23 protein-coding genes are annotated in these 25,061 nt (G+C 72.4%); 17 read left to right on the top strand and 6 right to left on the bottom strand.

Annotated features, from left to right (window positions below; all coding sequences use genetic code 11):
• The first annotated feature begins 97 nt into the window (after positions 1-97).
• Positions 98-1,426 carry a ricin-type beta-trefoil lectin domain protein gene (locus OHA81_RS03215; RefSeq protein WP_329192527.1) on the top strand — a complete coding sequence of 443 codons (1,329 nt, stop codon included), beginning with the start codon at positions 98-100 and terminating at the stop codon, positions 1,424-1,426.
• A gap of 582 nt (positions 1,427-2,008) precedes the next feature.
• Here the strand turns inward: OHA81_RS03215 and OHA81_RS03220 are convergent.
• Entirely contained in the window at positions 2,009-2,602 is a 594-nt protein-coding gene (locus OHA81_RS03220; RefSeq protein ID WP_443056420.1) for a sortase domain-containing protein, read from the bottom strand.
• A gap of 417 nt (positions 2,603-3,019) precedes the next feature.
• Between OHA81_RS03220 and OHA81_RS03225 the strand changes: the two genes are divergently transcribed.
• Both OHA81_RS03225 and OHA81_RS03230 read left to right on the top strand, forming a co-directional pair.
• Entirely contained in the window at positions 3,020-6,913 is a 3,894-nt protein-coding gene (locus OHA81_RS03225; RefSeq protein WP_329192530.1) for an nSTAND1 domain-containing NTPase, read from the top strand.
• Positions 6,914-7,137: 224 nt separating this feature from the next.
• Positions 7,138-7,488 carry an SH3 domain-containing protein gene (locus OHA81_RS03230; RefSeq protein WP_329192533.1) on the top strand — a complete coding sequence of 117 codons (351 nt, stop codon included), beginning with the start codon at positions 7,138-7,140 and terminating at the stop codon, positions 7,486-7,488.
• Between the two features lie 67 nt (positions 7,489-7,555).
• Here OHA81_RS03230 and OHA81_RS03235 read toward each other — a convergent pair whose 3' ends face one another.
• Positions 7,556-7,759, bottom strand: coding sequence for a hypothetical protein (locus OHA81_RS03235; RefSeq protein WP_329192535.1), 204 nt, complete (start codon positions 7,757-7,759; stop codon positions 7,556-7,558).
• A gap of 265 nt (positions 7,760-8,024) precedes the next feature.
• Here OHA81_RS03235 and OHA81_RS03240 point away from each other — a divergent pair, with 265 nt between their 5' ends.
• The 3 genes from OHA81_RS03240 to OHA81_RS03250 all read left to right on the top strand — a co-directional run bounded on the left by OHA81_RS03240 (position 8,025) and on the right by OHA81_RS03250 (position 11,965).
• Positions 8,025-10,541 carry an MFS transporter gene (locus OHA81_RS03240; RefSeq protein ID WP_329192537.1) on the top strand — a complete coding sequence of 839 codons (2,517 nt, stop codon included), beginning with the start codon at positions 8,025-8,027 and terminating at the stop codon, positions 10,539-10,541.
• A 99-nt stretch (positions 10,542-10,640) separates the two neighbouring features.
• Positions 10,641-11,462, top strand: a complete 822-nt coding sequence (locus OHA81_RS03245; RefSeq protein ID WP_329192539.1) for a YceI family protein — start codon at positions 10,641-10,643, stop codon at positions 11,460-11,462.
• Positions 11,463-11,536: 74 nt separating this feature from the next.
• Positions 11,537-11,965 carry a VOC family protein gene (locus OHA81_RS03250; RefSeq protein WP_329192541.1) on the top strand — a complete coding sequence of 143 codons (429 nt, stop codon included), beginning with the start codon at positions 11,537-11,539 and terminating at the stop codon, positions 11,963-11,965.
• 9 nt (positions 11,966-11,974) lie between these two features.
• Here OHA81_RS03250 and OHA81_RS03255 read toward each other — a convergent pair whose 3' ends face one another.
• Positions 11,975-12,274 (bottom strand): putative quinol monooxygenase, encoded by a 300-nt coding sequence (locus tag OHA81_RS03255; protein WP_329192543.1) that lies wholly within the window; start codon positions 12,272-12,274, stop codon positions 11,975-11,977.
• A 155-nt stretch (positions 12,275-12,429) separates the two neighbouring features.
• Here OHA81_RS03255 and OHA81_RS03260 point away from each other — a divergent pair, with 155 nt between their 5' ends.
• On the top strand, positions 12,430-13,290 hold the full coding sequence (locus OHA81_RS03260; protein WP_329192545.1) for a helix-turn-helix domain-containing protein: 861 nt from the start codon (positions 12,430-12,432) through the stop codon (positions 13,288-13,290).
• Here OHA81_RS03260 and OHA81_RS03265 read toward each other — a convergent pair.
• A complete protein-coding gene (locus OHA81_RS03265) occupies positions 13,250-14,074 on the bottom strand; it encodes a helix-turn-helix transcriptional regulator (RefSeq protein WP_329192547.1) in 825 nt (274 codons plus the stop codon). The genes OHA81_RS03260 and OHA81_RS03265 overlap by 41 nt on opposite strands.
• A 49-nt stretch (positions 14,075-14,123) precedes the next feature.
• Here OHA81_RS03265 and OHA81_RS03270 point away from each other — a divergent pair, with 49 nt between their 5' ends.
• The 4 genes from OHA81_RS03270 (at position 14,124) to OHA81_RS03285 (ending at position 15,955) form a co-directional block, all read left to right on the top strand.
• Positions 14,124-14,582, top strand: coding sequence for a DUF2000 domain-containing protein (locus OHA81_RS03270; protein ID WP_329192549.1), 459 nt, complete (start codon positions 14,124-14,126; stop codon positions 14,580-14,582).
• Between the two features lie 52 nt (positions 14,583-14,634).
• Complete coding sequence (locus OHA81_RS03275) at positions 14,635-14,838, top strand: helix-turn-helix domain-containing protein (RefSeq protein ID WP_329192551.1); 204 nt, start codon at positions 14,635-14,637, stop codon at positions 14,836-14,838.
• Positions 14,839-14,845: 7 nt separating this feature from the next.
• A complete protein-coding gene (locus tag OHA81_RS03280; protein WP_329192553.1) occupies positions 14,846-15,316 on the top strand; it encodes a Clp protease N-terminal domain-containing protein in 471 nt (156 codons plus the stop codon).
• 264 nt (positions 15,317-15,580) lie between these two features.
• A complete protein-coding gene (locus OHA81_RS03285; protein WP_329192555.1) occupies positions 15,581-15,955 on the top strand; it encodes a VOC family protein in 375 nt (124 codons plus the stop codon).
• Positions 15,956-16,008: 53 nt separating this feature from the next.
• On the opposite strand, the gene OHA81_RS03290 is transcribed toward OHA81_RS03285, so the two are convergent.
• Entirely contained in the window at positions 16,009-16,770 is a 762-nt protein-coding gene (locus OHA81_RS03290; RefSeq protein ID WP_329192557.1) for a transketolase, read from the bottom strand.
• 424 nt (positions 16,771-17,194) lie between these two features.
• A complete protein-coding gene (locus tag OHA81_RS03295) occupies positions 17,195-17,359 on the bottom strand; it encodes a hypothetical protein (protein ID WP_329192559.1) in 165 nt (54 codons plus the stop codon).
• Positions 17,360-17,428: 69 nt separating this feature from the next.
• Between OHA81_RS03295 and OHA81_RS03300 the strand changes: the two genes are divergently transcribed.
• The 6 genes from OHA81_RS03300 (at position 17,429) to OHA81_RS03325 (ending at position 24,962) form a co-directional block, all read left to right on the top strand.
• Entirely contained in the window at positions 17,429-18,949 is a 1,521-nt protein-coding gene (locus tag OHA81_RS03300; protein WP_329192560.1) for an argininosuccinate lyase, read from the top strand.
• The gene (locus OHA81_RS03305; protein ID WP_329192561.1) at positions 18,924-19,925 is read left to right on the top strand and encodes a GHMP family kinase ATP-binding protein; all 1,002 of its coding nucleotides are present in this window, start codon (positions 18,924-18,926) and stop codon (positions 19,923-19,925) included. Before OHA81_RS03300 ends, OHA81_RS03305 begins: the two co-directional genes overlap by 26 nt.
• Before the next feature lie 9 nt (positions 19,926-19,934).
• Complete coding sequence (locus tag OHA81_RS03310) at positions 19,935-22,211, top strand: pyridoxal-phosphate dependent enzyme (RefSeq protein ID WP_329192562.1); 2,277 nt, start codon at positions 19,935-19,937, stop codon at positions 22,209-22,211.
• A gap of 153 nt (positions 22,212-22,364) precedes the next feature.
• A complete protein-coding gene (locus tag OHA81_RS03315) occupies positions 22,365-23,087 on the top strand; it encodes a hypothetical protein (protein ID WP_329192564.1) in 723 nt (240 codons plus the stop codon).
• A 245-nt stretch (positions 23,088-23,332) separates the two neighbouring features.
• Positions 23,333-23,809 carry a lamin tail domain-containing protein gene (locus tag OHA81_RS03320; RefSeq protein WP_329192566.1) on the top strand — a complete coding sequence of 159 codons (477 nt, stop codon included), beginning with the start codon at positions 23,333-23,335 and terminating at the stop codon, positions 23,807-23,809.
• A gap of 229 nt (positions 23,810-24,038) precedes the next feature.
• Positions 24,039-24,962, top strand: a complete 924-nt coding sequence (locus tag OHA81_RS03325) for a D-alanyl-D-alanine carboxypeptidase family protein (RefSeq protein ID WP_329201970.1) — start codon at positions 24,039-24,041, stop codon at positions 24,960-24,962.
• Positions 24,963-25,061: the final 99 nt, after the last annotated feature.

Genomic DNA, 25,061 nt, shown 5'->3' on the forward strand with positions numbered 1-25,061 from the left:
CTGCTGCGCTGGCCTATCATCTGTTCGATTCTCGCCGCCCGTGCCGTCGCAGAGGGGCGGGTGGCGACTCTTGACGAGAGGCATCGAACACTTGCGATTGACAGGCAAGCACCGGATATCCATCCTCGCGGCGGTGGCGGCCTCCGCCGCGATCGCGGGAAGCATGCAGCTCACCTCCAGCGCGTTCGGGACCGAGACCGACGAGGACCCCGCGCCGGAGGCCGCGAGCTCCCCGGCGGCCCTGCCGGCGGTGGAGGACGTCGACGCCCACGCGCAGGACTCCGCCGTCTACGGCAGCGACACCACCGCCTTCAAGGGCGGCGTCATGTCGCTGGGCGCACCGGCGTCCCGCTCCGCACCGAAGTCGGGCGTGGCCGCCGCGCCCGCACCACTCCAGGGCGAGGGGTGGAAACTGGGCGGCGTGACCAAGTGGCTGCAGACCGGCTACACCATCAAGTTCTACGACCAGAAGTCCGCGGACTGGCTGGCGCCGTACGTTCAGGCGAGCGCCGCGGACCTGCGCCGCATCACCAACCTGCCGGTGACCGTCGACACCAGGCCCGTCGGCTGGGACTACTCCCGGCCCCGGGGCGAGGTGGTCATCGGCGTCGCGCACCGCCCGTGCCTGCCCCCGGACGGCGACAGCATGGGGAACACGGGCTGGAAGGTGGTCCGTGACGGCTCCGGCATGGCGAACCTCAGCTGTGGCTTCACCAGTTCCTCCCTGCCCGACACGGCCACCAGCGGCCACGCCTACATCGACGACGAGTTCTTCACCCCGGCCGGCAAGCCCACGGCCGCCATGGGTGAGACGTACATGCGCAACCACATCAGTCACGAACTCGGGCACACGCTGGGCCTGGCCCACGCCAACCGCAGCATGGACAAGAGCGACTGCGCCAAGGGGAGCGACTCCGGCGAGTTCCCGGTGATGTGCTCGCCGGCCTACGCGTACCAGGACAAGCGCGCCGGCACCTACGTCCAGCAGTTCGACGTCCAGGGCCTGCGGCTGCTCGCCTCCGGTGCCGGCGCTGTGCTGGCGCCGCAGGGCAAAGTGACCGGCATCGGCTCCAAGTGCCTGGACGTCAAGGGCGGGAAGGCGGCCAACGGCACGCAGATCCAGCTCTACACCTGCAACGGGTCCGCGGCGCAGTCGTGGATCCTGGGCAAGGACGGGACGCTGCGCGCGCTGGGCAAGTGCCTGGACGACGCACGCAACGCCGGTGCCAACGGTGACAAGATCAGCCTCTACGACTGCAACGGCACGCCGGCCCAGCGCTGGTCCGTCAACGCCAAGGGCCAGATCGTCCACGTGGCGTCGGGCAAGGTGCTCGACGTGACCGGCGGGTCCACCGCCAACGGGACCGCCGTCCAGCTCTACACGGCGAACGCGAACAAGCGCCAGGTCTGGGTCACCCCGAAGTAACCCCTCGGGCCCGCTCGGACGGCCGCGGTCCTCGGTCACCGCACGCAGCGGTGGCCGGGGCCCGTGCACCCGGAGGGGCGGTGAATGGCCGGAGGTCGCCTTGCCGGGAGCCGCGGGCGGGTGACAGCGTGCGTACCCCCGCGGTCGTAGAACGTGAGGTCCCGGCCGCCCCTTTTCCGTAGCCGTGCGGAAGCACTCCACCGCACCGCGCGTCTGCCACACCATACAAACGCGCACCGGGGCGGGCCCGGTCGGGTGACCGGCGCCGAGCGGCGCCGGTCACGCGAACCGCGAGTGGTCAGCCGTCAGCTGTCGCCCCCGCCGCGCTGGCGCAGCGCGATGCGGTTGCCGTCGGGGTCGACGGCCTCGATGCGGGCCCCGAACGGGTAGTCCTCCGGTTCGTCCTGCTCGAAGGTCACATCACGGGCAGGTCAGCATCGCGATCGTCGTCCTGTCCGTTCGTCGGCCGGCCGGCCTCCCGCCGGAACGTCGAGGTGCTCGCCGGTCCGGCCGGGGTCTACCGCTTCATCGCCTCACTGACGAATCGCCGCACGAGAACGTGACAGGGCGGGTGCACGGACGTCAGGGGCTGGTCCCGACGAGGACGCCGACCTTGTCGATGCGGTGTTCGGGGTTGTTCTGCGCGTCCCGCCAGGTGTTCCCCGCGGCGTCGTCCTCCGGCGTGAGACAGGTGGACACGGTGATCATCGCGCGGCTCGGCGACGTGCCGCTGGAGCCGGGGACCGCGGCGCGCTGCTCCTCCATGGAGGAGGGTGAGCGGAAGGAGGTCGTGCGGGTGGTGCCGATGACGTACTCGTACGTCACACCGCCCGCGGTGACGAAGACGGACGCGCCCTGGGGCAATGACGGCAGGGCGTTCAGCGGGCCGCCACCGGCGATGCGGTGACCGGTGACGATGTAGTTGCCGACGTCGCCGGGACCCACGCCGCCACCGGGGCCGTAGGGGCTCGCGGCCAGGCCCCGGTCCTGGATCGCCGTACCCGGGGCGTCGTCGGGGCTGCCCTGGTACGGGACGACGGGCAGGCCGGAAAGGCCGATGGCCGGGATCGACAGCGTGGCGGCCTGGATGCCGGTCACGGCCGCGGAGGGCGCGTGCGAGGCCGGCTGCTGCGCGAGGGCGCCGGGAGCAGCCGTCAACAGGACGGCGAGAGACACACTGGCGAGCGCCGCTGGCACGCTGCGCGAAGAGCGGAAGAGGCGTGGAGACATGGCGTTGTCCAAAGTCTGCCGGAGTCGTTCGGTCCAGCCGGCCGGTCGGCCCTTCCAGACTGACACAGGCCACGACGTGCGGCAGCCCGGTGCCGCGGCGCCTGCGTCACCACCGGCACCGCCTCGAGAGGCGCTTCGGGCAGCGCTTCGCGCCGCTTCTCCCGCAGTGCCTGTTCCGGCCGGGAGCCCCGGGGGGGCCGGGGCGGATGAGGGTGCGGAGACGGCGGTGACTGGCCGGAACCCGCCGGTGGGACAGCGTATAAACAGACCGGATCGAGGTGTTCCGGCCGCGTGGCCGCACGGGCGGGGGAAGGGTGGTCCACCGCATCACCGCCCGTAGCGGAACCGGACCACGGAGGCCCCATGGACCCCACCCCGCTCCTGCCCCAACCCCCTTTATCCCGGGAGGAGTTCGCGGCCGAACTGACGCGCCTGCGGGAGAAGGCCGACCTCACCGTCCGCGCCGTCGCCACGCGCGTCGGCGCACCGGGCGCCCACAGCACCATCGGCGGCTGGTTCGCCGGCCAGAACCTGCCGTCGATCAGCTCCCTGCCCCTGTTCCGCCGGGTCCTGCACGTCTGCGGGGTGAGCGACGCGGCCGAGATCGAGCGCTGGCTGGAACGGCTCGCCGAGCTGCGACGGTCCAGGGTCCTGCGCGTCGCGGGAGGCGCGGCGCCCTACAGGGGGCTGGCGGGCTTCGAGGAACGCCACGCCGACTGGTTCTTCGGCCGGGAGGGTCTACGGGCGGTCGTCGTGGAACGGATCCTCCGCGAGGGGGCCGACGTACCCCAACTGCTCGTCGGGGCTTCCGGGTCGGGGAAGTCCTCCCTGCTGCGGGCCGGGGTACTGCCCGTCCTGCGGGGCGAGCACGGCTTCACGCCGCTGTTGCTGGCACCCGGCCGCGACCCGGTGCGGGCACTGCTGTCCGCCCTGCCCGCGGAGTGGGAGGCCCAGGAGGATCCCGCACGGCAGGACGAGACGCCTGATCCCCTCGCACTTGCGGCCCGGATAAGGGGGTTGGCCGAGCGGAAGGGCACACGCATCGTCGTGGCGGTCGACCAGCTGGAGGAGGTGTTCACCGCGTGCCCCGACCCGGCGGAACGGGAGCGGTTCCTGCGCTGCCTCGCCGCCCTCCCCTCCCCCGACGTGCGCGTCACCGGGTGCCTGCGCGCCGACTTCTACAGCCAGGCCCTCGCCCGGCCTTCCCTGGCGGTGGCGCTGCAGAAGGGCCAGACAGTCGTGGGCGCGCTCAGCGAGGACGAGATCCGCGCCGTGGTCGGCGGGCCCGCCGCCAAGGCCGGTCTCGTCCTGGACGAAGGGTTCGTCGACCTGCTCCTGGCCGATCTGCGGGACCGCGGCCCCGGGGCCCTGCCCCTGCTGTCGCACGCGTTGCTGTCGACCTGGGAACGCGGGCGCGGCACCGCTCTGACCATCGCCGACTACCGGGCGGGCGGCGGGATGTCCGCGGCGGTCTCCGAGACGGCGGAAGAGGTCTACGCGGGCCTGTCGCAGGACGAGTGCGTACTCGCGCGGCAGCTGTTCCTGCGGATGGTCGCGGTGGGGGACGGCGTTCCCGACGCGCGGCGGCTGCTGCCGCTGCCGCCGCCCACCGGCCGGCCCGACCGGGCCGGACAGGTGTACGCGGTCCTGGAGCGCTTCGTCGACCGGCGGTTGGTCACGCTCGACGGCGACGGTGCCAGGATCACCCACGAGGCGCTGCTCACCGCCTGGCCGAGGCTGCGCGGCTGGATCGACACCGACCGGGCCGGACAGATCGTGTGGCAGGACCTGACCCGGGACGCGGACCGCTGGCTCGCGCACGGCCGCGATCCCTCGCTGCTCTACCGGGGCACCCGCCTGGCCGTCGCCTCCGGCTGGGCCCAGGACAGCGGGCACGCCCCGGAACTCGACGCCCGCGAGAGCGAGTTCCTCGATGCGAGCCGGCTGGCGGAGGACGTCCGCGTCCGGCGCGAACGGCGCGGCGCCCGGCGGCTGCGCCGGCTCCTCGTCCTGCTCTCGCTGATGGTCGTCCTGTCGGTCCTGCTCACCGCAGTCGCCGTGGTCCAGCGCCGTGACGCGCAGGGACAGCAGTCCGTCGCGCTGTCCCGGCTGGTGGCGGCGCGCGCCGAACGGCTGCGGGGCAGCGACCTCGCCCTGTCCGCGCAGCTCGCTCTGGTGGCCTACCGTACGGCTCCCACGGCCGAAGCCCGGGAGGCGCTGATGGACGCCTCGGCGCTGCCGGCCGTGACCCGGATCCTCGCGTTCCGCGGTGTCGTACAGGCGGTGGCCCTCAGCCCGGACGGGCACACCCTCGCCGCGGGCGGCCTGGACCACCAGGTCGCGCTGTGGGACCTGCGTGATCCGCAGCGGCCGCGAGCGCTGGGCGCGGCTCCGGTCACCTTCGCCGACACCGTGTACGCGCTCGCCTTCAGCCCGGACGGCCGACGGCTCGCGGCCGGGTCGGGGGACGGGACCGTACGCGTGTGGGAGCCGTCGGGCCCCGATCCGGCGGCGGCCGGGGTCCGGTCGTTCAAGGGGCCGGATTCAGCCGTGTACGGGGTGGCTTTCGCGCCGGACGGCGAGAGCCTGGCCGCGGCGGGCGCCGACGGCGGCGTGTACCTGTGGCCGGACCCGGCGGTGGCCGCCCGCACGGAGGGGGGTTCCGCCCCTTCCGCCGCCCCCGGTCTGCGGCTCACCGGCTTCACCGGGGCGGTGCACACGGTCGCGTTCCGGCCCGGCCCCGGTCCGGCCCTGCTGGCGGCGGGGGGCGCGGACGGCTCCGTACGGATGTGGGACCTCGCCGATCCCGGCCGGCCGCTCGCCCACGGGCAGCCGCTGACCGGGGCGGCCGGCCCGGTGTTCGGGCTGGCCTTCACGGCCGACGGCCTACGGCTCGCCGCGGGGAGCCAGGACCGCTCCACACGGGTGTGGGACGTACCCGCGCCCGGCTCCGGCCCGGGTTCACCCGCGGTGATCGGCGGGGCCCCGGCCGCTCCCGACGGCCCGGCCAGCTACGTCAACGCGGTGGGCCTCAGTCCCGACGGGCAGTGGCTGGCGACCGGCAGCGCGGACAACCAGGTGCGCTTGTACGACGCGCGGACGCGCGTCCTCGCCGGGGTCTTCCCGCACCCGGGGCCGGTCACCTCGCTCTCGTTCCACCCCGGTGGGCGGCAGCTGGTGACGGGCGCCGCGGACGGGACCGTACGCCTGTGGCAGCTGCCTCCCCGCCCGCTGCGCGGCTTCCAGGGCACGGTCAACGCGATCGGTTACGCGCCGGACGGGAAGCTGCTGGCCGTCGCGGGACGCGACGTACAGCTGTGGGACGTCTCCGATCCCTGGGCCCCGCGCCCCGTCGGGCCGCCCCTGACGAACCCCACGGGGTACTCCGCGACGGTCTCCTTCACCCCGGACGGCCGCACCCTCGCGGTGGGCGGCCGGGAAGGCAAGCTGTGGCTGTGGGACCTCTCCCGCCCCGACCGTGCCGTGCCCTACGGAGAACCTCTGACCGCAGGCGCCGGAACCATCCAGTCCGCGGCTTTCGACCGGACGGGCCGGATCCTCGCCGTGGGAAGCGAGGGGCGGACCGTACGCGTGTGGAACACGGCGGACCCGGCGCACCCCGCGCTCTCGGCCGAACTGTCGGAGCCGACGAACTACGTCTACTCGGTGGCGTTCAGCCCGGACGGCCGGCGGCTGGCGGCCGGCACGGTCGACAAGCAGGTGCTGCTGTGGCGGATGCCGTCGGGCGGTGGCCGTCCGGCGCTGGAATCCACCCTGCGCGGGCCGGGCAGCTACGTCATGTCCGTGGCGTTCAGCCCCGACGGCCGGCTGCTGGCGGCCGGTACCGCGGACCGGGACGTGTGGCTGTGGGACGTGAGCGGGGACCGGCCGCGCACCGCCGGGCCGACGCTGACGGGGCCGAGCAGTTACGTGTACGCCCTGTCGTTCAGTCCGCAGGGCCACGCGCTCGCCGCCGCCAGCACGGACGGCACGGTGTGGCTGTGGGAGACCGGTGACCCGCGACGGCCGCGGCCGCGCACCGTACTGAGCGGCCTGGGCGGGAAGGCGTACGCCGTCGCGTACAGCCCGGACGGCCGCACCCTCGCGGCCGGTGGGGCCGGCCCGGCCGCCCTGGTGTGGTCCCGCGACGAGGGGGAGATCGCCCGCAGGCTGTGCGAGCGGGCGGGGACGCCCATCACCGCCGCGGAGTGGGCCCAGCTCGTCCCCGGACTGCCGTACGCGCCGCCGTGCCGGTGAAGGGGCCGGCGGGTGTGCGGTCCGCCGCGGTGGGGCGTGCGGGTCCGGCCGACGGTACGGGGGCCGGGCCGTACGGAGTTGTACGGACCGCCGTACGGGCCCGGTCGACCTGCGGTTCCCTCCTTCCCCCCGCCGCGGTCGGGATGGCTCTCTGGTGGAGCGCCGCCGGATCCGCCGGGGCGCCGCACACCACCGCGAGTCTTCCGAGGAGAACGACGATGCGCATGACGACCACCACCCTGCGGTCCCGGGCCGGACTGGCCGCCGCCGCGGCCGCCGTCGCCCTGACCGGTCTGATCGCCGGCGCCGGCGGCGCCGACGCGGCCGGCAGTTACATCTCGTCCAACAGCGGCGGGGCGAACGTGCGGACCTGCGCCAACACCGGGTGCGGTGCGCTCGGCTACCTGTCCAACGGGACGGGCGTCACGATGCTGTGCTGGACCGACAGCCAGTGGGTGTACCCGCCGAGCTCCAACTACGCCTCCAACCGGTGGTTCCGCGTCTCCAGCTCCGTGGGGACCGGCTACGTCCACTCGTCGCTGGTGGCGGCCCAGACCGGCGTCGGCCACTGCTGACGGGTGCCACCGCTCCCGGCCCCCTGTTCCCGGCCGTCGCCGGGGACAGGGGGCCGGGTCGTGCGCGCTACTGGTCCGTGGACGGGGCCTCGGCCGTCTGGAGGGCCTGGGCCGCGATGGTGATCGCTTCCTGGTCGCGGCCCGCCGCCTTCGCGGCCCGGGCCTGACTCAGGGAGACGCGGAGCAGTTCGACGGTGTGCTCCGGCAGCGAGCCGGACGCCACGGCGTCTTCCAGTTTCCGGATGGTGTCTGCGGCCAGGTCGTCCGGCATGGTGCGGCCTCCTGCGGCGTAGGGCTGAGGGCTGGGGCTGGGGTTCGTCGACGGTGTCACGCCGTACGGGACCGGACAAGCCGACGGGCCGGTCGCCACCACTCAACTGCGGGTTTACGGTCACCGGCACTTGCCTTTGCGAAGACTTTAGGGTGATAGCTCCGATCCGATTTGCGTGGGGCAACCAACTACTCCTACGGTTGCCTAGAGCAACGAAATGCGGATATCGACCACCCGCCCACCCGCAGAGAACGTAAGGAAGCCCATGGCAACGACCACACCAGCCGGTGTGCGGGCCTCTCACGCCAGGCACGGAGGCGGCGGCCACGACGACGCGCCGATGACGCACCGGCAGATCATGGAGGCGCTGTCCGGGCTGCTGCTCGGCATGTTCGTCGCGATCCTGTCGTCCACGATCGTCTCCAACGCCCTCCCCCACATCATCGGCGACCTCGGCGGCGGCCAGTCCGCCTACACCTGGGTCGTCACCGCCGCCCTCCTGTCCATGACGGCGGCCACCCCGCTGTGGGGCAAGCTCTCCGACCTGTACAGCAAGAAGGCCCTGGTCCAGATAGCCCTGGTCATCTACGTCCTGGGATCGGCCGTCGCCGGCATGTCGCAGAACGCCGGCATGCTGATCGCCTGCCGCGTGGTCCAGGGCATCGGCGTCGGCGGCCTGTCCGCCCTCGCCCAGATCGTGATGGCCGCGATGATCTCCCCGCGCGAGCGGGGCCGCTACAGCGGCTACCTCGGCGCTACCTTTGCAGTCGCCACCGTCGGCGGCCCGCTGCTCGGCGGTGTCATCACCGACACCGACTGGCTCGGCTGGCGCTGGTGCTTCTACGTCGGTGTCCCCTTCGCGATCATCGCCCTGATCGTCCTCCAGAAGACCCTCCACCTCCCCGTCGTCAAGCGCGAGGTCAAGGTCGACTGGGGCGGCGCGTTCTTCATCTCCGCCGCCGTCTCACTGCTCCTGCTCTGGGTCACCTTCGCCGGCGACAAGTACGACTGGCTGTCGTGGCAGACGTACGCGATGGTCGGGGGCTCGCTCGTCCTCGGCGCCCTGTTCGTCCTCGTCGAATCCAAGGCGAGCGAACCGATCATCCCGCTGCGGCTGTTCCGCAACCGCACCATCGCGCTGTCGTCGATCGCTTCCCTGTTCGTCGGTGTCGCGATGTTCACCGGCACCGTTTTCTTCAGCCAGTACTTCCAGCTGGCCCGAGACAAGTCCCCGACCATGTCCGGCGTGATGACGATCCCGATGATCGCCGGTCTGTTCGTCTCCTCCACCGTCTCCGGGCAGGTCATCACCAAGACCGGCCGGTGGAAGGCATGGCTGCTGTGCGGTGGCGTGCTGGTGACGGCCGGCCTCGGCCTGCTCGGCACGATCCGCTACGACACGACGTACTGGCACATCGCGGTCTTCATGGCCCTGCTGGGCCTCGGCATCGGCATGATGATGCAGAACCTGGTGCTCTGCACGCAGAACCAGGTGGCGCCGTCCGACCTCGGCTCCGCCAGTTCCACGGTGACGTTCTTCCGCTCCCTCGGCGGTGCGATCGGTGTCTCCGCGCTCGGCGCGATCATGGCCAACCGGATCACCCACTACGCCAAGGAAGGGCTCGCCACCCTCGACCCGAAGTACGCGGCCGCCGCGGGGCAGCAGAGCTCCGGCGGCAGCATCCCGGACATGAACAGCCTGCCCGGCCCCCTGCGCACCGTGATGGAGAGCGCGTACGGCCACGGCATCGCGGACGTGTTCCTGATCGCCGCGCCGCTGGCGCTGATCGCCTTCCTCGTCACGATCTTCATCAAGGAGGTCCCGCTGCGGACCTCGGGCGGCCTGGCGCAGGCCTCCCAGGGTGGCGAGGACATCCAGGGCGCCCAGGACGCGAAGGCCGACGCGCAAGCCGCTGCCCCGAGCCCGGCCGAGCCCGCCGTGCCGCACGTGCCGCACGTGCCGCGGCAGTCGGCGGCTGCCGTCGCGCCGCCGGGTGACCCGGGGTCCGCTCCGCTGCCCGACGGTATCGCGGTACGCGGTTACGTACGCGGCGCCGAGAGCACCCCCGTGGCGCGGGCGGCGGTCACGCTGATCTCGCTCGCGGGACGTCAGCTGGACCGGTCGGTCGCCCAGGCGGACGGCTCGTACGCGGTCGATGCGCCGGGCAGCGGCTCGTACGTACTGATCGCGGCGGCCGACGGTTACCAGCCGCAGGCCTCGACGGTCGTGGTGAACGGCGAGCCGGTCTCCTACGACATCCTGCTGAGCGGGACGAGCGGTCTGAGCGGCGTCGTACGGGCCACCGAGACCGGGGCCCCGGTCGAGGGTGCCATGGTCATCGTGACCGACGTCCGCGGGGACGTACTGGCCACCGCAGTCACCGGCGCGCAGGGCGCGTTCGGCTTCGCCGAGCTGGTGCCGGGCCCCGTGACCATCGCCGTGAACGCCGCCGGGCGCCGCCCGAAGGCCCTGCACGTGGAGGTCGGCGGAGCGGGAGTCACCCGGGTCGAGGTCGAGCTGAGCTCGGGCGCACAGGTCCAGGGCGTCGTGCGCTCGCCGGGCGGACCGCTCGGCGACGCCCGGGTCACGCTGGTCGACGCGGCGGGCAACGTGGTCGCGACCGCGCGGACCGGCGCGGACGGCGCGTACGCCTTCACCGACCTGGACGGCGGCGAGTACACCGTCATCGCTACGGGATACCCGCCGGTGGCCACGGCGCTGACCGTGAGCGGTGGGGGCGTGGACGGCCACGACATCGCACTCGCCCACCCCGGCGAGTAGACGGGCACCGGCCCGTGGGGCGCGCCGCGGAGCGGGGGCGCCCCACGGGCCGGTCCTCTTTTCGACTGACTCGAGATGCTTCGGCAGGGAGAAAACGGGATGGGACTCACCGCACGGATCCGCACGCGCGACGGATGGGCCGTGTCGCACGCGGTCGTCACGGTGACGGACATGACGGGCACACAGGTGGTACGGGCCGAGGCCGACGAAGAGGGCGCCGTGCACGACCCGACCGCGCTCGCGCCGGGGGCGTACACCGTCATAGTCACCGCGGTCGGCTACGCGCCCACGGCGTCGAGCACCATCGTCACGGCGAGCGGGCGCGCGGAGGTCGGCAGCGTGGTCCTCGCCCGGCACGGCGGCGCCGAGCTGCCGCCGCCCGGGCCGTGGACGATCGACCCGGCGCACTCGTCGGTGGCCGCCGTCGCCCAGCACCTGGGCATCTCCAGCGTGCACGGCCGGTTCACCGCGTTCGCGGGCCGGATCGAGATCGCCCCGCGGGAGGTGTCGGCGTCCCGCGTGGAAGCGGTGATCGAGGCGGCCTCCATCGACACGGGCAACGGCATGCGCGACGGGCACCTCAAATCGCCGGACTTCCTGGACGTGGCGGCGTACCCGCAGATCAGGTACCGCTCGACGGGCCTGTCCCCGGCCGGCTCCGACCGCTGGACGGTGCACGGCGACCTGACGCTGCGCGGTGTCGTGCGCCCCGTCGACCTGGACCTGGCCTACCTGGGCACGGGCGCCGACCCGTGGGGCGGCACGCGCGCCGCGTTCCGCGCCACCGCCGAACTGCGCCGCGAGGACTTCGCGATGAACTACAACCAGGTCGTCCAGGCGGGCATCGCCGCCATCGGCGCGACGCTGAGGGTGGAGCTGGACATCCAGGCCGTGCAGGGCGGATCGCTGCCGGCGGCGTAGCGCGTGCTGAAATCCGTTGAGCCCCGGATGATCACGTGGCAGGATCGCCCGCCGTGACGGAGATCCGAGGACCGATGGCACCGACCAAGCAGTTCCAAGTCACCTTCGACTGCGCAGAACCCGAGCGCCTCGCCCGTTTCTGGTGCGAGGTGCTGGGATATGTCGTACCGCCGCCACCGGAGGGGTTCGCCACCTGGGACGATTTCAAACGCTCGCAACCACCTGAGCAGCGGGATGCGTGGTTCGCCTGCAGTGATCCCTCGGGTGTGGGCCCGCGACTGTACTTCCAGCGCGTCCCCGAAGGGAAGGCCGCCAAGAACCGGCTTCATCTCGACGTGCGGGTCGGCACCGGACTCGTTGGGGAAGAGCGCCTCGCCGCACTCGAGGCCGAATGCGCACGACTGGTCCCGCTCGGCGCGGTACACGTGCGGACGCTGTACGACGGCAATGACGCGTGCATCCCGATGCTGGACATCGAGGGCAACGAGTTCTGCATCGACTGAGGAGCCGGGTCAGGCCGGGGCGTCGTTCAGACGGCGCAAGGTGAACGGCTCGGCGAGGATCTCGTCCAGGGCCTTGGCGACCCGGCGGAAGTGCGGCAACGAGAAGTGGTGGTCGAGGGCGGCCGGGTCGGCCCACTCCTCGACGATGACCATCCGGTCGCTGCGATGGGGATCGGCGTAGGGCTGGTAGGCGAGGCAGCCCTCCTCCGCCAGGGAGGGTTCGATCATCGCGTGCAGCTCGTCGCGCAGACGGCCTTCCTGGCCCGGCTTGGCGGTGAAGCGGGCGACGATCACGAGCGTGTTCGGCATGAGGGGGCTCCGGTCCAGTGGGTTCGCGGGTGAACGGTGTCCATCCTGCGCTCCCGGGAGGGCGCCGCCCAGGGCCCCCTTCGACCGGGGTCCGCCGTGCCCGGGTCCGGCAGGACCAGGCTGGGCTCTGCGGTGCGGTGGCGGACACTGGGGGCATGGACCGTGCACACCAGCTCACCGAGTTCCTCAAGTCGCGCCGGGCCCGCATCGGTCCGGACGCCGTCGGCCCGGGCGGTTTCGGCGGCCGGCGCCGCGTGCCGGGCCTGCGCCGTGAGGAACTCGCCCTGCTGGCGGGCGTGAGCGTCGACTACTACACCCGTCTGGAGCAGGGCCGGGCCCGCAACGTCTCCCCCGCCGTACTCGACGCCGTTGCCGATGCCCTCGGCCTGGACGCCGACGAACGCGGCCACCTCCACAATCTCGCCAAGCCCGGCAGGGCGCACCGGCACCCCGGCCGTACCCAGCACGTCGGCCCCGAGCTGCGCCAGGCCCTGGACGCGCTGGTCACCGTACCGGCCTACCTCATCGGACGGCGTCTGGACGTCCTGGCCTGGAACGACCTGGCCCGCACCCTGATCGCCGACTTCCCCGTCCTGCCGCCGGGCGAACGGAACATGGCGCGCCTGGTCTTCCTGGACCCTGCCGCCAAGGACCTCTACCCCGACTGGGAGGCCAAGGCCCGGGACACCGTCTCCAACCTCCGTCTCGACGCCGGACGCCACCCCGACGACCCGCAGCTGTCCGCGCTGGTCGGTGAACTCTCCCTCGGCAGCCCTGATTTCCGCCGCCTGTGGGACGACCACACCGTCAGCGGCAAGACCCGCGGCCGCAAGCGGTTCGTCCATCCGCGCGTCGGCGAACTGGCCTTGGACTACGTGGCCATGCGGGCGCCCGACGACCCCGACATGACCCTGATGATCTACAGCGCGCCGGCCGGCTCTGCCGCCGCGCACGCCCTTGAGTTCCTGGCCGCCCTCACCCCGGCACCGCGGTCCCGCCCGGCGGCGGACCTTTGAGCCGGGCGAACCGGCCCGGGGTGGTGCCTACGACCCGCTTGAAGTGCCGGGTGAGGTGCGACTGGTCGTAGAACCCGGCGGCGGTCGCCACCTCGCCCGGCGGTTGCCCGTCGAGCAGCAGCCGGCGGGCCAGGTCGACGCGGCGGGAAGTCACGTACTGGTGCGGCGCCATGCCGAACGCGCTGCTGAACGCCCGTACGAGGTGCGTGGGGTGGGCGTGGACGAGGCGGGCCGCCTCGTCCAGGGTGAGGGGTTGCAGGAGCCGTTCGTCGAGGAGTTCGCGCAGTGTCCGGGCGACGCCGTGGCCGGGTCGCGCACCGCGCGGCAGCCTGGGGCGCAGGTGTGCGCGCAGCCGTTCACCGATGAGGGCGAGGCGGCTCTCCGCCTCGAACTCGTCGCCCGGGTGGGCGAGGACCGTGTGCAGTTGTCCGATGCGGCTGCGCAGGAGGGGGTCGGCGAGGTCCGGGCCGTCCACCGCCGGTCCGATGAGGCTCGCGTCGAGGTGGGTCATGTCGAGGTAGAGCACGCGCTTGCGGAAGCCGCCCGTGGTGGCGGGTGAACCGTTGTGCGGGACCTGCGGCGGGAGGAGGCTGACGGTGTCGCCCGGGGTGGCGCGCTCGTGGCGGTCGAGGTCGTAGCGGACCGCGCCGTCGTCGACGATCAGCAGGGTCCAGGCGTCGTGGACGTGCATCGGGTAGGCGTGCGCGGTGAAGTGGGCGTGGAAGACCTCCAGGACGCCCGCCACCGGCGGGCGCCAGGCCGAGGTCTCCTGCCGGGGCGTCATGCAAGGAACGTACAAGACGCAGGACCGGCGTACGCGACAGTCTCAGGGCATGAGAATCACGAACGAGACCGGCGGCGCGGAAGACTCGATGGTCCCCGTCCGCTTCGACACCAAGATCGCCGTCGTGCTGCGGGACGACCTGGAGACCTGGCAGCGGCTGAACGTGACCGCGTTCCTGGTGAGCGGGCTCGGCACGACGTCACCGGAGGTGATCGGCGAGCCGTACGCGGACGCCGACGACACCGCCTACCTGCCGATGTTCCGTCAGCCCGTGCTGGTCTTCGAGGCGGCGAAGGAGACCCTGACCGCCGCGCACGGCCGGGCCCGCTCCCGCGCGCTGACGACCGCCGTGTTCACGTCGGACCTCTTCCGCACGGGCAACGACCGCGACAACCGGGCGGCCGTGCGGGCCGTGGGCACGGGCGAGCTCGACCTGGTGGGGATGGCCGTGTACGGGCCGCGCAACGCCGTGGACAAGGTCCTCAAGGGGACGCGCATGCATCCCTGAAGATGTCAGCCTGGGTTGACACGCGGACGCATGTCAGCCCAGACTGACATTCATGGAAACCGGAGATCTGGCAGAACGTCTCAGGTCGCACGACCCCGCCGTGGGGCTACGGGCGGTGGGTGCGCTGCACCGGCTGGCCGAGCAGGTCGAGGCGGCGGCGGTGGCGCGCGCCAGGCAGCAGGGATGGTCCTGGGAACAGATCGGGGACGCCCTCGGCGTGTCCCGGCAGTCCGCACACGCCAAACACGGGAAGTGAGACGACGGTGTTCGAGAAGTTCACAGCCGGCGCCCGCGCGGCCGTCACCTGCGCACTGGAAGAAGCCCGACTGCGGGGCGATCGCCGCGTCGGGACCGAGCACCTCCTCCTGGGCCTCCTCCACGAGCCCGGCTCACCGGCGGTGAGGTGCCTCGGCTTCGGGCTCGACGACGCACGGGCCGCCCTTGAGGGCCTGGACCGCTCGGCGCTGGCCGCGATCGGGATCGACGTCGAGGGGGTCGAGCGGCCGCCCGTCCCCCTCTCGCGCAAGCGCACGCCCTTCACCTCCGGCGCCCGCTCGGTCCTGCCGCACGCCCTCGTCGAGGTGAAGAAGACCGGCGGCCGGCGCCTGGGGCCGGAGCACCTGCTGCTGGCGCTCCTCGCCCGCGAGCGCCCGGACCCGGCCGCCGAGCTGATGGAGCAGCTGGGCGTCGACCGCCCGGCCGTCCGCGAACGCCTCACCGGGAGGACCGGCTGACAGGAGCGAACTACCCGCGAGGGGCGGGACCGGGCTCGGCGGGAGGGGCAAATGCCGGTTGTGCCGGGCGTGTTGGATCACGTAGGGTCGCCGATGTGAACACCGGACCGGCGCTACGCCACACACGGATCGGCTACCCGGTGGAGGGCTGATCCCTCCCGGGGTGCGACGAAGGCACCCCCGTTGTTCGGCACGCGGACCCCCGGCGCTTGACCACCAGCGCCCCATTTCCGTGCACCTGTCGAACACACCGAGGTCAGTTCCATGACAGTCACGTTCAACCACACCATCATCGCCGCCAAGGACCGCCACGAGTCGGCCCGTTTCTTCCGGGAGTTGCTGGAACTTCCGGAAGCACCGTCCTGGGGGCCGTTCACCAACATCGCACTCCCCGACGGCGTGCTGCTCCAGTTCGCGGAGCCGCCCGTGGAGATCCAGATGCAGCACTACGCCTTCCTGATCGACGACGAGCTGTTCGACCGGGCGTACGGGCGGCTCTGCGACCGCGGTATCGAGCACTGGGCCGATCCGCAGATGCGCCGCCCGCGCGAGACCAACACCGAGCACGGCGGCCGGGGCGTGTACTTCAAGGACCCTGCGGGCCACGCGATCGAGTTGATCACCCGCCCCTACCTGTAACCGGTGCGTGCCGCGGGGCCCGGTAGCCACACCCCGGCGACCGGGCCCCGCGCTCAGGCCCGCTCATCGTGCGGGCCGGGGACGCCGCGCGCCCTGATCGTGTGGGCGATGACGGCCGTGGGCCGGCCCGGCTCCACGGGGCCCTGCAGGGCCTCCCTGATCTGGTCGTGGTCGTGCCCGTCGATGGACAGCACGCGCCAGCCGGAGCCGAGCCACCTGTCCACCAGCGGTCGCAGGGACAGGGTGCCCTCGCTCCGGCCGTCGGCCTCCCGCTCGTTGTGGTCCACGATCGCGGTCAGGTTGTCGGCTCCGAGGTCGGACGCCCCCACGGCCGCCTCCCAGTGGGAGCCTTGCCGGAGTTCCCCGTCACCGAGGACCACGAACGCGCGGCCGCCGCGCCCGTAGCAGCGTTCGGCCAGTGCGACGCCCAAGCCCAGTGACAGCCCGTGGCCGAGCGCGCCCGTGGAGAAGTCCACGCCCGGCAGGCGTTTCACGAGGCGACCGCCCGGTCGGCTGCCCTCGTCGGCGTACGTCGCGCACTGCGGCTGCGGCACCGCACCCGTGGAGGCGAGCGCCGCGCAAAGGGCCCCGGACGCCTGCCCCTTGCTGAGGATCAGGTGGTCGCCTACCTCCCCCGGCCCCCCTCCGGCCGGCCGGCGCAGCACCTCGCCGCAGAGGACGGCGAGGAGGTCGGCGATCGACGTGCTGCCGTCGGCGCGCACGCCGCTCGGCGAGGCGCTCAGCTCGCCGACCTTGCGGCGGATGTCCACGGCGAGTCGTGTGGCCACGTCGTCTGGTGGTGCCTTCGTGAGCATGCTCGGTCCTTCCGAAGCCGTCCAGCAAGCCACTACCTCGCCAGAACAAACCAACTGAGCTGTTTTGTCAAGGGTAGTCTTCTGCGACTCACCCCGCCCCCTAGGCGACGCCCTATCCCTGCAATTTCCGGGTGGATCGAGCCAGCGCGAGGGCCCCGGAAAGGCCATCGAAGTCCACTTGAGCGGGCGTTGACAAAACCACACGGTTGGTTTTTTCTTTTCGGGGTTGGTCGATTTCCGTGAGGTGCCGAAACCCGGCGTCCGCCCCGGCCAACGCCGGCCGACCGTGGGTCAATCGCCGACCGAGCAGGGATTGTGAGGACCAGATGAGTGAGCTGTCCGAAGGCGCGCGATGCCCGAACCCAGCTGCCGCCCCGCCCCGTTGACAGGCCGCCGGCGTCGCCGCCGGCTTCACCCTGGTGGGTCACGAGGGCTTCCGTACGGCGCCCGTCAACCTCGGCGTGGTGCGCGCACCGCTGATCTTCCTGCCTCCGGTCAGCCGCTCGGCCCGGATCCGCGGCGTCGGGAAGGTGCCGGCCCCGCCCGCCCCGGCTCCCGCGCGGGTCACCCGGGAGCGACGCGCGGTCATGCCGGCGCCCTTCCCGGAAGAACGGCGCCCTGCCGATTCCCGTCCCCCAAGAGAGAAAACGGATTCCAGGTGCACCCTGACCACGACAACGGTGGGAGCGACGCGCTGCCGCTGAGCGGACGCATCGGCAAAGGACCGAGCGACCTGCTGCGGGAAGAGGTCCTCGACCCGCAGTTCCGGTACGAGGCCGAGCATCTCCTGCCCCACTACATCGCGATCGAGAAGGCGCTCGTCGCCGAATACCTGCGGATGGGGCTGGTGACGGCCGGCCAGGCCGCGGAACTCCGCGGGCTGCTCGACTCCGTGACCGCCGGGCAACTGCTGGCGGGGCGCGAGGCGAACATGTCGGACATCGCCTTCTCGCTGGAGCGCCACGTCGAGACGCGGCTCGCCGAGCCGGTCGCCGCCTGGCACGTGGACCGCAGCCGCAACGACCTCCAGGCCTGCGCCCAGTTGATGTCCGGACGTGAGCGACTGGTATCGGCCGCCGAGGCGCTGCTGGCCTTCGGCCGGGCGGCGGGAGGGCTCGCCGGTCGGTACGCCGACGACCCGATGCCCGGCTACACCCACTTGCAGGCCGCTCAGATCATCTCGCCCGGGTTCTACCTCGCGGCGCTGTCCGAGCAGGTGCTGCACACGGCGCGGCGCCTGCTCGCCACCTACGACGGTATCGACGCGTGCCCCCTGGGCGCCGGCGCCATGTCGGGCCAGGAGCTGGCGTGGGACCGCGGACGGCTGGCCGCCCTGCTCGGCTTCACAAGGGTGCAGCCCCTCGCCCTGACCTCGGTCGCGTACCGCGGCTGGGTCCTGGAGATCACGGCCGAGTTCAGTGTGTTCGCAGTGGCCCTGAGCCGTTTCACCACCGATCTGATGGCGTGGGGCAGCAGCGCCTACGGCTATCTGGACCTGCCGGACGAGCTCTCCGGGATCTCGTCTGCGATGCCGCAGAAGAAGAACTTCCCGGTGCTCGAACGGATCCGGGGCAAGTCGGCGCACCTGTCCTCGGCCCACATGGACGCGGTGCTCGGGCAGCGCAACACTCCGTTCTCCAACTCGGTCGAGGTGTCGAAGGAAGCGGGATCGCAGCTGTCCTTCGCGTTCGAGACCTTCGAGAGCGTGCTGCGGCTTTCCACGGCGGTCCTGGAACACGTGCGCTTCGACACGAAGCGCATGAGCGAGGCGTGCGAGCGGGAGTTCCTCGGCGGTTTCGCCCTGGCCAACGCCCTGACGCTGCGCGAAGGAGTGCCCTGGCGCCGGGCCCAGGTGATCTCGGGCCGTTACATCGTCGCCGCGATGGAGGCCGGGCTCGCGCCTGCCCGGACCGACGCGGGCCTGCTCAAGCGGACGGCGGCGGAACTCGGCTTCGAGCTGACGGCGCCGGAGTCGGTGCTGGCCGGAACCTTCGACGTACGGCACGCCCTGAACGCGCCGCGCTCCGAGGGCTCCGCCCGGCCGGAAGCGGTCAAGGCCGTACTGCGGGCGCAGGACGAGGAACTCGAACGGCTGGGAGAGGAATGGGCGGCCCGCGCCCGGTCCACCCGTAGCGGACACGGAGGAGAAGAGCATGACAGTGCAGCCGTACACGCCTGAGCTCGACGGGCTGGCCGAACCGGCCGGACTGCCGCGCACGCGCAACGCCGGCGTCGGCAGGGCCTTCGGAACGTTCGGGGAGCTCCTCCAGGGCGTGCTGCCCGGCACCGGCGAGCATTTCATGGTCACGTCACCGGTGGCGGCCTGGTCCACGGCGACCTTCGCGCACGAACCGGACGCGACGGCCATCCACGTGGCGCCCCGCCACAAACGCAAGGCCGCGAAGCTCGCGCAGCGGGCCCTTCGCGCCGCGGGCCACAGCGGCGGCGGCCAGCTGCGCATCGGCAGCGAGCTGCCCGAAGGCAAGGGCATGGCCAGCTCGTCGGCGGACCTCGTGGCCACGGCGCGCGCGGTGGCCGACGCCCTGGACGTCCGCTTCACCCCGGCGGACATCGAGGCACTGCTGCGTGGCATAGAACCGTCGGACGGCGTCATGTACGACGAGATCGTGGCGTTCAGCCACCGTGAGGTCCGGCTCCGCGAACGCCTGGGAACCGTACCTTCCATGACCGTCATCGCCTACGACGAAGGCGGACAGGTCGACACCATCAGCCACAACCACGCGGCCACGGCGCGCAGCGCGCAGGAACAGCGCGAGTACGCCGGCCTCCTCGACCAGGCTCGCGACGCGATCCTCGTTTCGGACCTGCGCGCGCTGGGCCGCGTCGCCACCCGCAGCGCCGAGCTGAACGCGCGGCACATGCCCCGCCCCTCCCTGCCCACCCTCCAGCGCATCTGCCGCGACATCGACGGGCTCGGCATCGCCTGCGCCCACAGCGGGACGATGCTCGGCATCCTGCTGCCCCACGACGATCCCGAGACCTCGCTCAAGGCCGAGATCGCGCTCGCCGCGTGTGCGTCGCTGCCCGGCACCACGATGCTCCACCGCTCCCTTGGCCACGGCGACGACTGGTCCTACGGAGGGTTCCGTCCGCTCGCCGCCTCCGCCCCCGCGGCGGCCCCCACCAACGTCTGAGGAAGAGACATGCTCTTTCAAACCGTCTACGACATGGTCGGGCACACCCCGCTCGTCCGGCTCGACCTCGATGTGCCGGACGGGACCGAGGTCTACGCGAAGCTGGAACTCGCCAATCCCTTCGGCATGAAGGACCGGGTGGCCAAGAGTGCCATCGAGGAGGCGCGCCGCATCGGGGCGCTGCTGCCGGGAGCTCCCATCGTGGAGAGTTCGTCCGGCACGATGGCCCTCGGGGTGGCGCTCGTGGGCCGCTCGCTGGGCCACCCTGTGCACATCGTCACCGATCCCCGTATCGACCGCATGACCATGGCGAAGCTGCGCTCGCTGGGCGCCGAGGTCCACGTGGTCCCCAAGATGACCGACCAGGGCTGGCAGGGCGCCCGCCTGGAGCGACTGGACGCGCTGATGCGGGACATGCCCGGCGCCTTCTGGCCGCGGCAGTACACCAACCCGGATAACCCGCGCGCCTACCGCGTACTCGCCGACGAACTGCTGCGCGACCTGGGCACCGTGGACGTACTGGTGGGGGCGGTGGGCAGCGGCGGCTCCCTGTGCGGCAGCACCCGCGCCCTGCGGCGGCGCCTGCCGGGGCTGCGGTCGGTCGGCGTGGACTGCGTGGGCAGTGCCCTCTTCGAGCAGCCGGACGTGCCCAAGCGGCTCCAGAGCGGCCTCGGCAACAGCCTGTCGCCGCACAACCTCGACCGCGGGATCATCGACGAGGTGCACTGGCTCAACGACCACGAGGCGTTCGCCGCGGCCCGCGCCCTGGCCGGGGAGCAGCAGATCTTCGCGGGCAACACCTCCGGGTCGGTCTACCGGGTGCTCACCGACGTGGCAGCCCGCGCGGAGCCGGGCAGCCGGATCGTCGGCATCTTCCCGGACCGCGGTGACCGCTACACGGAGACCGTGTACAGCGACGAGTACTGGACCGAGCACAAGGTGGCCGACCTGCCGTTGGCCTCCGAGCCGGCCCAGGTCGCCTACGGGACCCATGTGAGCCAGTGGTCGCGCGCCGAGGTGCGCCGGCCCCGGGACCTGCCCAGGCGGGTGCTGTTCGTCGAGTCCAACACCACGGGCACCGGCATGATCGCGCTGTCCCGGGCGAGGGAGCTGGGGCTGACCCCGGTGCTGCTGACGGCCGGGCCGCAGCGGTACGCGGGCCTGGCGGAAACGGGCGCCGAGGTCGTCGTCTGCGACACCGGCTCGCCGGCCGAACTGCGGGCCGTCATCAGCCGGCGGTACCCCCGCGAGGAGCTGGTCGGGGTGACGACGACGAGCGACTTCTACGTTCCCGCGGTGGCCGGGCTGACCGACTGGCTGGGTCTGGCCGGCAACACGGCGGACGCCGTGGCCGCCTGCCGCAACAAGGCGACGACGCGCCGTGTCCTGCGGGACGCGGGCGTCGGGCAGCCGCGGTTCGCGATCCTGACGGACGCGGCCGACGTGGACGGTGCGGTACGCGCCGTCGGTCTGCCGTGCGTGGTGAAGCCCGCCGACGACTCCGGCTCGAACGGCGTCCTGCTGTGCTCCACCGCCGAAGAGGTCGCGGCGCACGCGGAGCGCGTCCTCGCGGTGACGGCCAACGCCCGGGGGCTGCCCACGGCGCGGACCGTGCTCCTGGAGGAGTACCTCGACGGTCCCGAGTTCAGCGTGGAGATGTTCTCCCACGACGGCGTCGCCACCTGTGTCGGCATCACCGCCAAGCAGGTCACGGCCGGCCCGCACTTCGTGGAGACCGGGCACCTGTTCCCCGCCCCCCTCACCGGGCCGGTCGCGGGCGCCGTCGCCGAGACGGTCAGCGCGGCCCTCAAGGCCATCGGCTGGGAACTCGGCCCGACCCACACGGAGGTCAAGCTCACCGGGAGCGGAGTCGCGGTGATCGAGGTCAACCCGCGACTGGCGGGCGGCATGATTCCGGAGGCGGTCCGGCAGGCCACCGGCATCGACCTGCTGGAGCAGCAGCTGCGGGTCGCGACCGGGATGCCGCTGGACCTGACTCCCTCGCACTCCGCTTGCGCCGGCATCAGGTTCCTGCTCCCCGGGGGCGCGGGGACGCTGCGCGGCGTCGAGGGCGTCGACGCCGCGCGCGCCGTCGACGGTGTCACGGCCGTCACCGTCACCGCCGCGACGGGTGCCGCCGTACGGCCCGCCGAAAACGCGTACGACCGGCTCGGGCACGTCATCGCCACCGGCCCGGCCGCGGCCGCGGTGACGCGCTCGCTGGACGCCGCGGTGGGCGAGCTGCGCGTCGGCATCGAGGCGCAGCAGGGGGCACGGGCCCGCTGACCGCACCGGGCGAGCTCTCCTCGTCAGGGCCGACGGGAGACCGGTCGCCGCAGCCGCGGCGGCCGGTCTGCGTGCGTGCGGGGCCGCCCTGTGGCGTCCGGCCCCGGCCGTGTGATCATGGCGCGTCGGCACACCGCGCCTCATGGGGGGACCATGCGCACCCGGACCATCACCGCCACCGCCGCGAAGGGCCTCCTCGGGGCCCTCGCCGCCCTGTTCCTCGTGGCCGGCTGCACCTCCCCGGGCGAGCGGGGACACGGGGGCGCCACCCCTTCGGCTCCGGCGCCCGCGCACGACGGGGGGCCCGCGGCCGAGGGGTACCAGGGGCCCCGGCCGCAGGACCAGAACCTGCTGGCCTGGACCGGCGACCCCAACGACGCGGGGCACGTCACCGCCCAGTCGGCCGCCGGGGTCGGCGGGCGGCTCACCCTCGTACGGGTCGTCCTGCGCGAGCAGATCACCTGGTCGAACATCTGGCTGGGCCTGGCCGGTGTCGACCCGAGCGCCCAGCTCGCCAACTGCTACCTCGGTGTGTACGACGGCGCCGGCACCCTGCGCGCGGCCACCTCGGACATCTCACCGCAGCTGATGGGCGATGCGGTGGCCAAGCCGCTGCCGCTGGGCAAGCCGTTCACCGCCGCCCCCGGGACGTACTTCATCGCCCTGCTGCTCAACGGCAACTGGGCCACCAACGCCCTCACCTTGAAGTCCACGGGGGCCGGCATCTCGGTCAACGCCGGTCTGGCGCCGCCGAAGCTGCGGTACAGCACGGTGCTGACCGGTCAGAGCTCGCTGCCCGCCACCGTGAACCTCGCCGAGCAGTCCACGAGCACCATCAACACCGGCTGGGGCAGCCAGTGGTACGGGATCTCCTGAACCCTCACGCGCCCACACATACGAAAAAACGACATAACCGGTTATTTCCTGACTTTCAGCTGCATTCCTTTGGTAAAGGGACAGTTACCGACATGTCTGTATTAGGCAACACAGGGCGAGTCCACCGTGCCGGGCGGCGGAAGTGGGCCAAAGTATGGCTCCTCGGCCACTTGCCGAGAACCGCTCGGAGCCCGCCCGGCCAGTTCGAACCCCGGGGCGGCCCAACGTTGGAAGGGGCCATTTCCTTGTCTGCTTCTCTCACCCCCCGTCGTGTCGTCGCGGCGTTCCTCGCCGCCGGCGCCCTGGTCGGCGCCGCCGCCCTGCCGGCCTCCGCCTCCGGCGACCACCACCGCGCCACGCACTCCTCGGTCGTCATCGGCTCCGTCCAGCACGAGAGCCACGTCCGCAACGTGTCCAACCACGCGCTCAACCGGGAATGGGTCGAGGTGAAGAACACCGGCCGCCGCAGCGTCGAGCTGCGCGGCTACACCCTCACCGACAAGCAGGGCAACCGCTACCGCTTCGCCGGCCTGCGGCTGGAGGGCGGCCACAGCGTGAAGGTCCACACCGGCCAGGGCCGCAACACCCACCGGGACGTCTACCAGAACCGCCGCCAGCAGATCTGGGACGCCCGCGACATCGCGACCCTGCGTGACGACCGCGGCCGCGTCATCGACACCGAGTCCTGGGGCGGCCGCCAGGGTCGCCGTCACCACGGCTGACCGGTCCACCGCCCGTCACGTCCCGCGCCGACGGTGACGTGACGTGCTCCTGGGACGGCGTGCCGCGGGAATCCCGCGGCACGCCTCACCCATGTCCCCGTCCCCGCGCCGCCGAACCTCTGGGCGGACCACGGGTGCGGCGCTAGGATCCCGCCCGGGCGCAGGCACCCGGCCCGCGTCCGAGCGGATCGAAAGCCAACGCGGGGGGACCGACTTGACCTCGAAACTGATGCGCCGTGCGCGTGGCGCGCTCGCCGTCGCCGTCGCGACCGGCGCCCTGCTCACGGTCCCGGCGCCGGCCCGGGCCGCCTCCGCGCCGCCCCTCACCGCGGCCGGAGCGTTCCTGATGGACGGTGCCACCGGGGCGACCCTCACCTCCAAGGCCGCCGACACCAGGCGTCAGATGGCCAGCACCACGAAGATAATGACGGCTCTGGTGGTGACCACCCAGCCGGGCGTCGACCTCGAACGGCACGTCACCGTCAAGCAGGCGTACCTGGACTACGTGGTCCGCGAGGGCGCGAGCTCGGCCCACCTCAAGGCGGGCGCCCGGCCGACGGTCCGACAGCTGCTGTACGCCATGATGCTGCCCTCGGGCTGCGACGCGGCGTACGCGCTCGCCGACACCTTCGGCAAGGGCACGACCACGGCGGCCCGCACGGCGGACTTCATCGCCCAGATGAACTCCAAGGCCAGGGCGCTGGGCCTGACCCGGACCGGGTACGACTCCTTCGACGGCATCTCGCCGACCGGCAACAACCTCACCACCCCGCGCGACCTCGCGAAGCTCACCAAGTACGCGATGACCGGCACCACGTTCCGGACCCTGGTGAAGACCACCTCGATCAGCACCGGCGGCACTTCGACCGACGCGGCGTGGTCCAACACCAACCTGCTGGTGCGGCCCCGGCCGACCGGATACGGGTACCCGGGTGCGATCGGCGTCAAGACCGGCACGGGCACGGCGGCGGGCAAGTGCCTCGTCTTCTCCGTGACCCGGGGCGGCAGGACGGTCATCGGCGTCCTGCTGAACGACGAGGAGCGGTACGTGGACTCGATGGCCCTCTCCGACTGGGCGCTGGGCCCGGCTGCCGGTTCCAGGACCGCCCTCCGGCGCGGCAGCACCGAGCCGGTCCCGGACGTCCTCGACTGACGCAGGCCGCACGGACCGGCACAAAGGCCGGTGGCGACACCGGCGAGGATGCCGGCAAGGCCGCCGGTGCAGGCAGACTCCTGAGGTCCTCCGTCGCGA

This window comes from Streptomyces sp. NBC_00667 (genome assembly GCF_036226825.1).
In the GTDB taxonomy this organism is placed as follows: domain Bacteria; phylum Actinomycetota; class Actinomycetes; order Streptomycetales; family Streptomycetaceae; genus Streptomyces.

Coding starts and splice junctions, on each gene's coding strand:
- OHA81_RS03260 (WP_329192545.1), top strand. CDS start 12,430: ATGGACCGTGCACACCAGCTCACCGAGTTCCTCAAGTCGCGCCGGGCC.
- OHA81_RS03270 (WP_329192549.1), top strand. CDS start 14,124: ATGAGAATCACGAACGAGACCGGCGGCGCGGAAGACTCGATGGTCCCC.
- OHA81_RS03255 (WP_329192543.1), bottom strand. CDS start 12,274: ATGCCGAACACGCTCGTGATCGTCGCCCGCTTCACCGCCAAGCCGGGC.
- OHA81_RS03290 (WP_329192557.1), bottom strand. CDS start 16,770: ATGCTCACGAAGGCACCACCAGACGACGTGGCCACACGACTCGCCGTG.
- OHA81_RS03295 (WP_329192559.1), bottom strand. CDS start 17,359: ATGACCGCGCGTCGCTCCCGGGTGACCCGCGCGGGAGCCGGGGCGGGC.
- OHA81_RS03235 (WP_329192535.1), bottom strand. CDS start 7,759: ATGCCGGACGACCTGGCCGCAGACACCATCCGGAAACTGGAAGACGCC.
- OHA81_RS03310 (WP_329192562.1), top strand. CDS start 19,935: ATGCTCTTTCAAACCGTCTACGACATGGTCGGGCACACCCCGCTCGTC.
- OHA81_RS03275 (WP_329192551.1), top strand. CDS start 14,635: ATGGAAACCGGAGATCTGGCAGAACGTCTCAGGTCGCACGACCCCGCC.
- OHA81_RS03250 (WP_329192541.1), top strand. CDS start 11,537: ATGGCACCGACCAAGCAGTTCCAAGTCACCTTCGACTGCGCAGAACCC.
- OHA81_RS03240 (WP_329192537.1), top strand. CDS start 8,025: ATGGCAACGACCACACCAGCCGGTGTGCGGGCCTCTCACGCCAGGCAC.
- OHA81_RS03230 (WP_329192533.1), top strand. CDS start 7,138: ATGACGACCACCACCCTGCGGTCCCGGGCCGGACTGGCCGCCGCCGCG.
- OHA81_RS03265 (WP_329192547.1), bottom strand. CDS start 14,074: ATGACGCCCCGGCAGGAGACCTCGGCCTGGCGCCCGCCGGTGGCGGGC.
- OHA81_RS03285 (WP_329192555.1), top strand. CDS start 15,581: ATGACAGTCACGTTCAACCACACCATCATCGCCGCCAAGGACCGCCAC.
- OHA81_RS03305 (WP_329192561.1), top strand. CDS start 18,924: ATGACAGTGCAGCCGTACACGCCTGAGCTCGACGGGCTGGCCGAACCG.
- OHA81_RS03225 (WP_329192530.1), top strand. CDS start 3,020: ATGGACCCCACCCCGCTCCTGCCCCAACCCCCTTTATCCCGGGAGGAG.
- OHA81_RS03325 (WP_329201970.1), top strand. CDS start 24,039: ATGCGCCGTGCGCGTGGCGCGCTCGCCGTCGCCGTCGCGACCGGCGCC.
- OHA81_RS03315 (WP_329192564.1), top strand. CDS start 22,365: ATGCGCACCCGGACCATCACCGCCACCGCCGCGAAGGGCCTCCTCGGG.
- OHA81_RS03245 (WP_329192539.1), top strand. CDS start 10,641: ATGGGACTCACCGCACGGATCCGCACGCGCGACGGATGGGCCGTGTCG.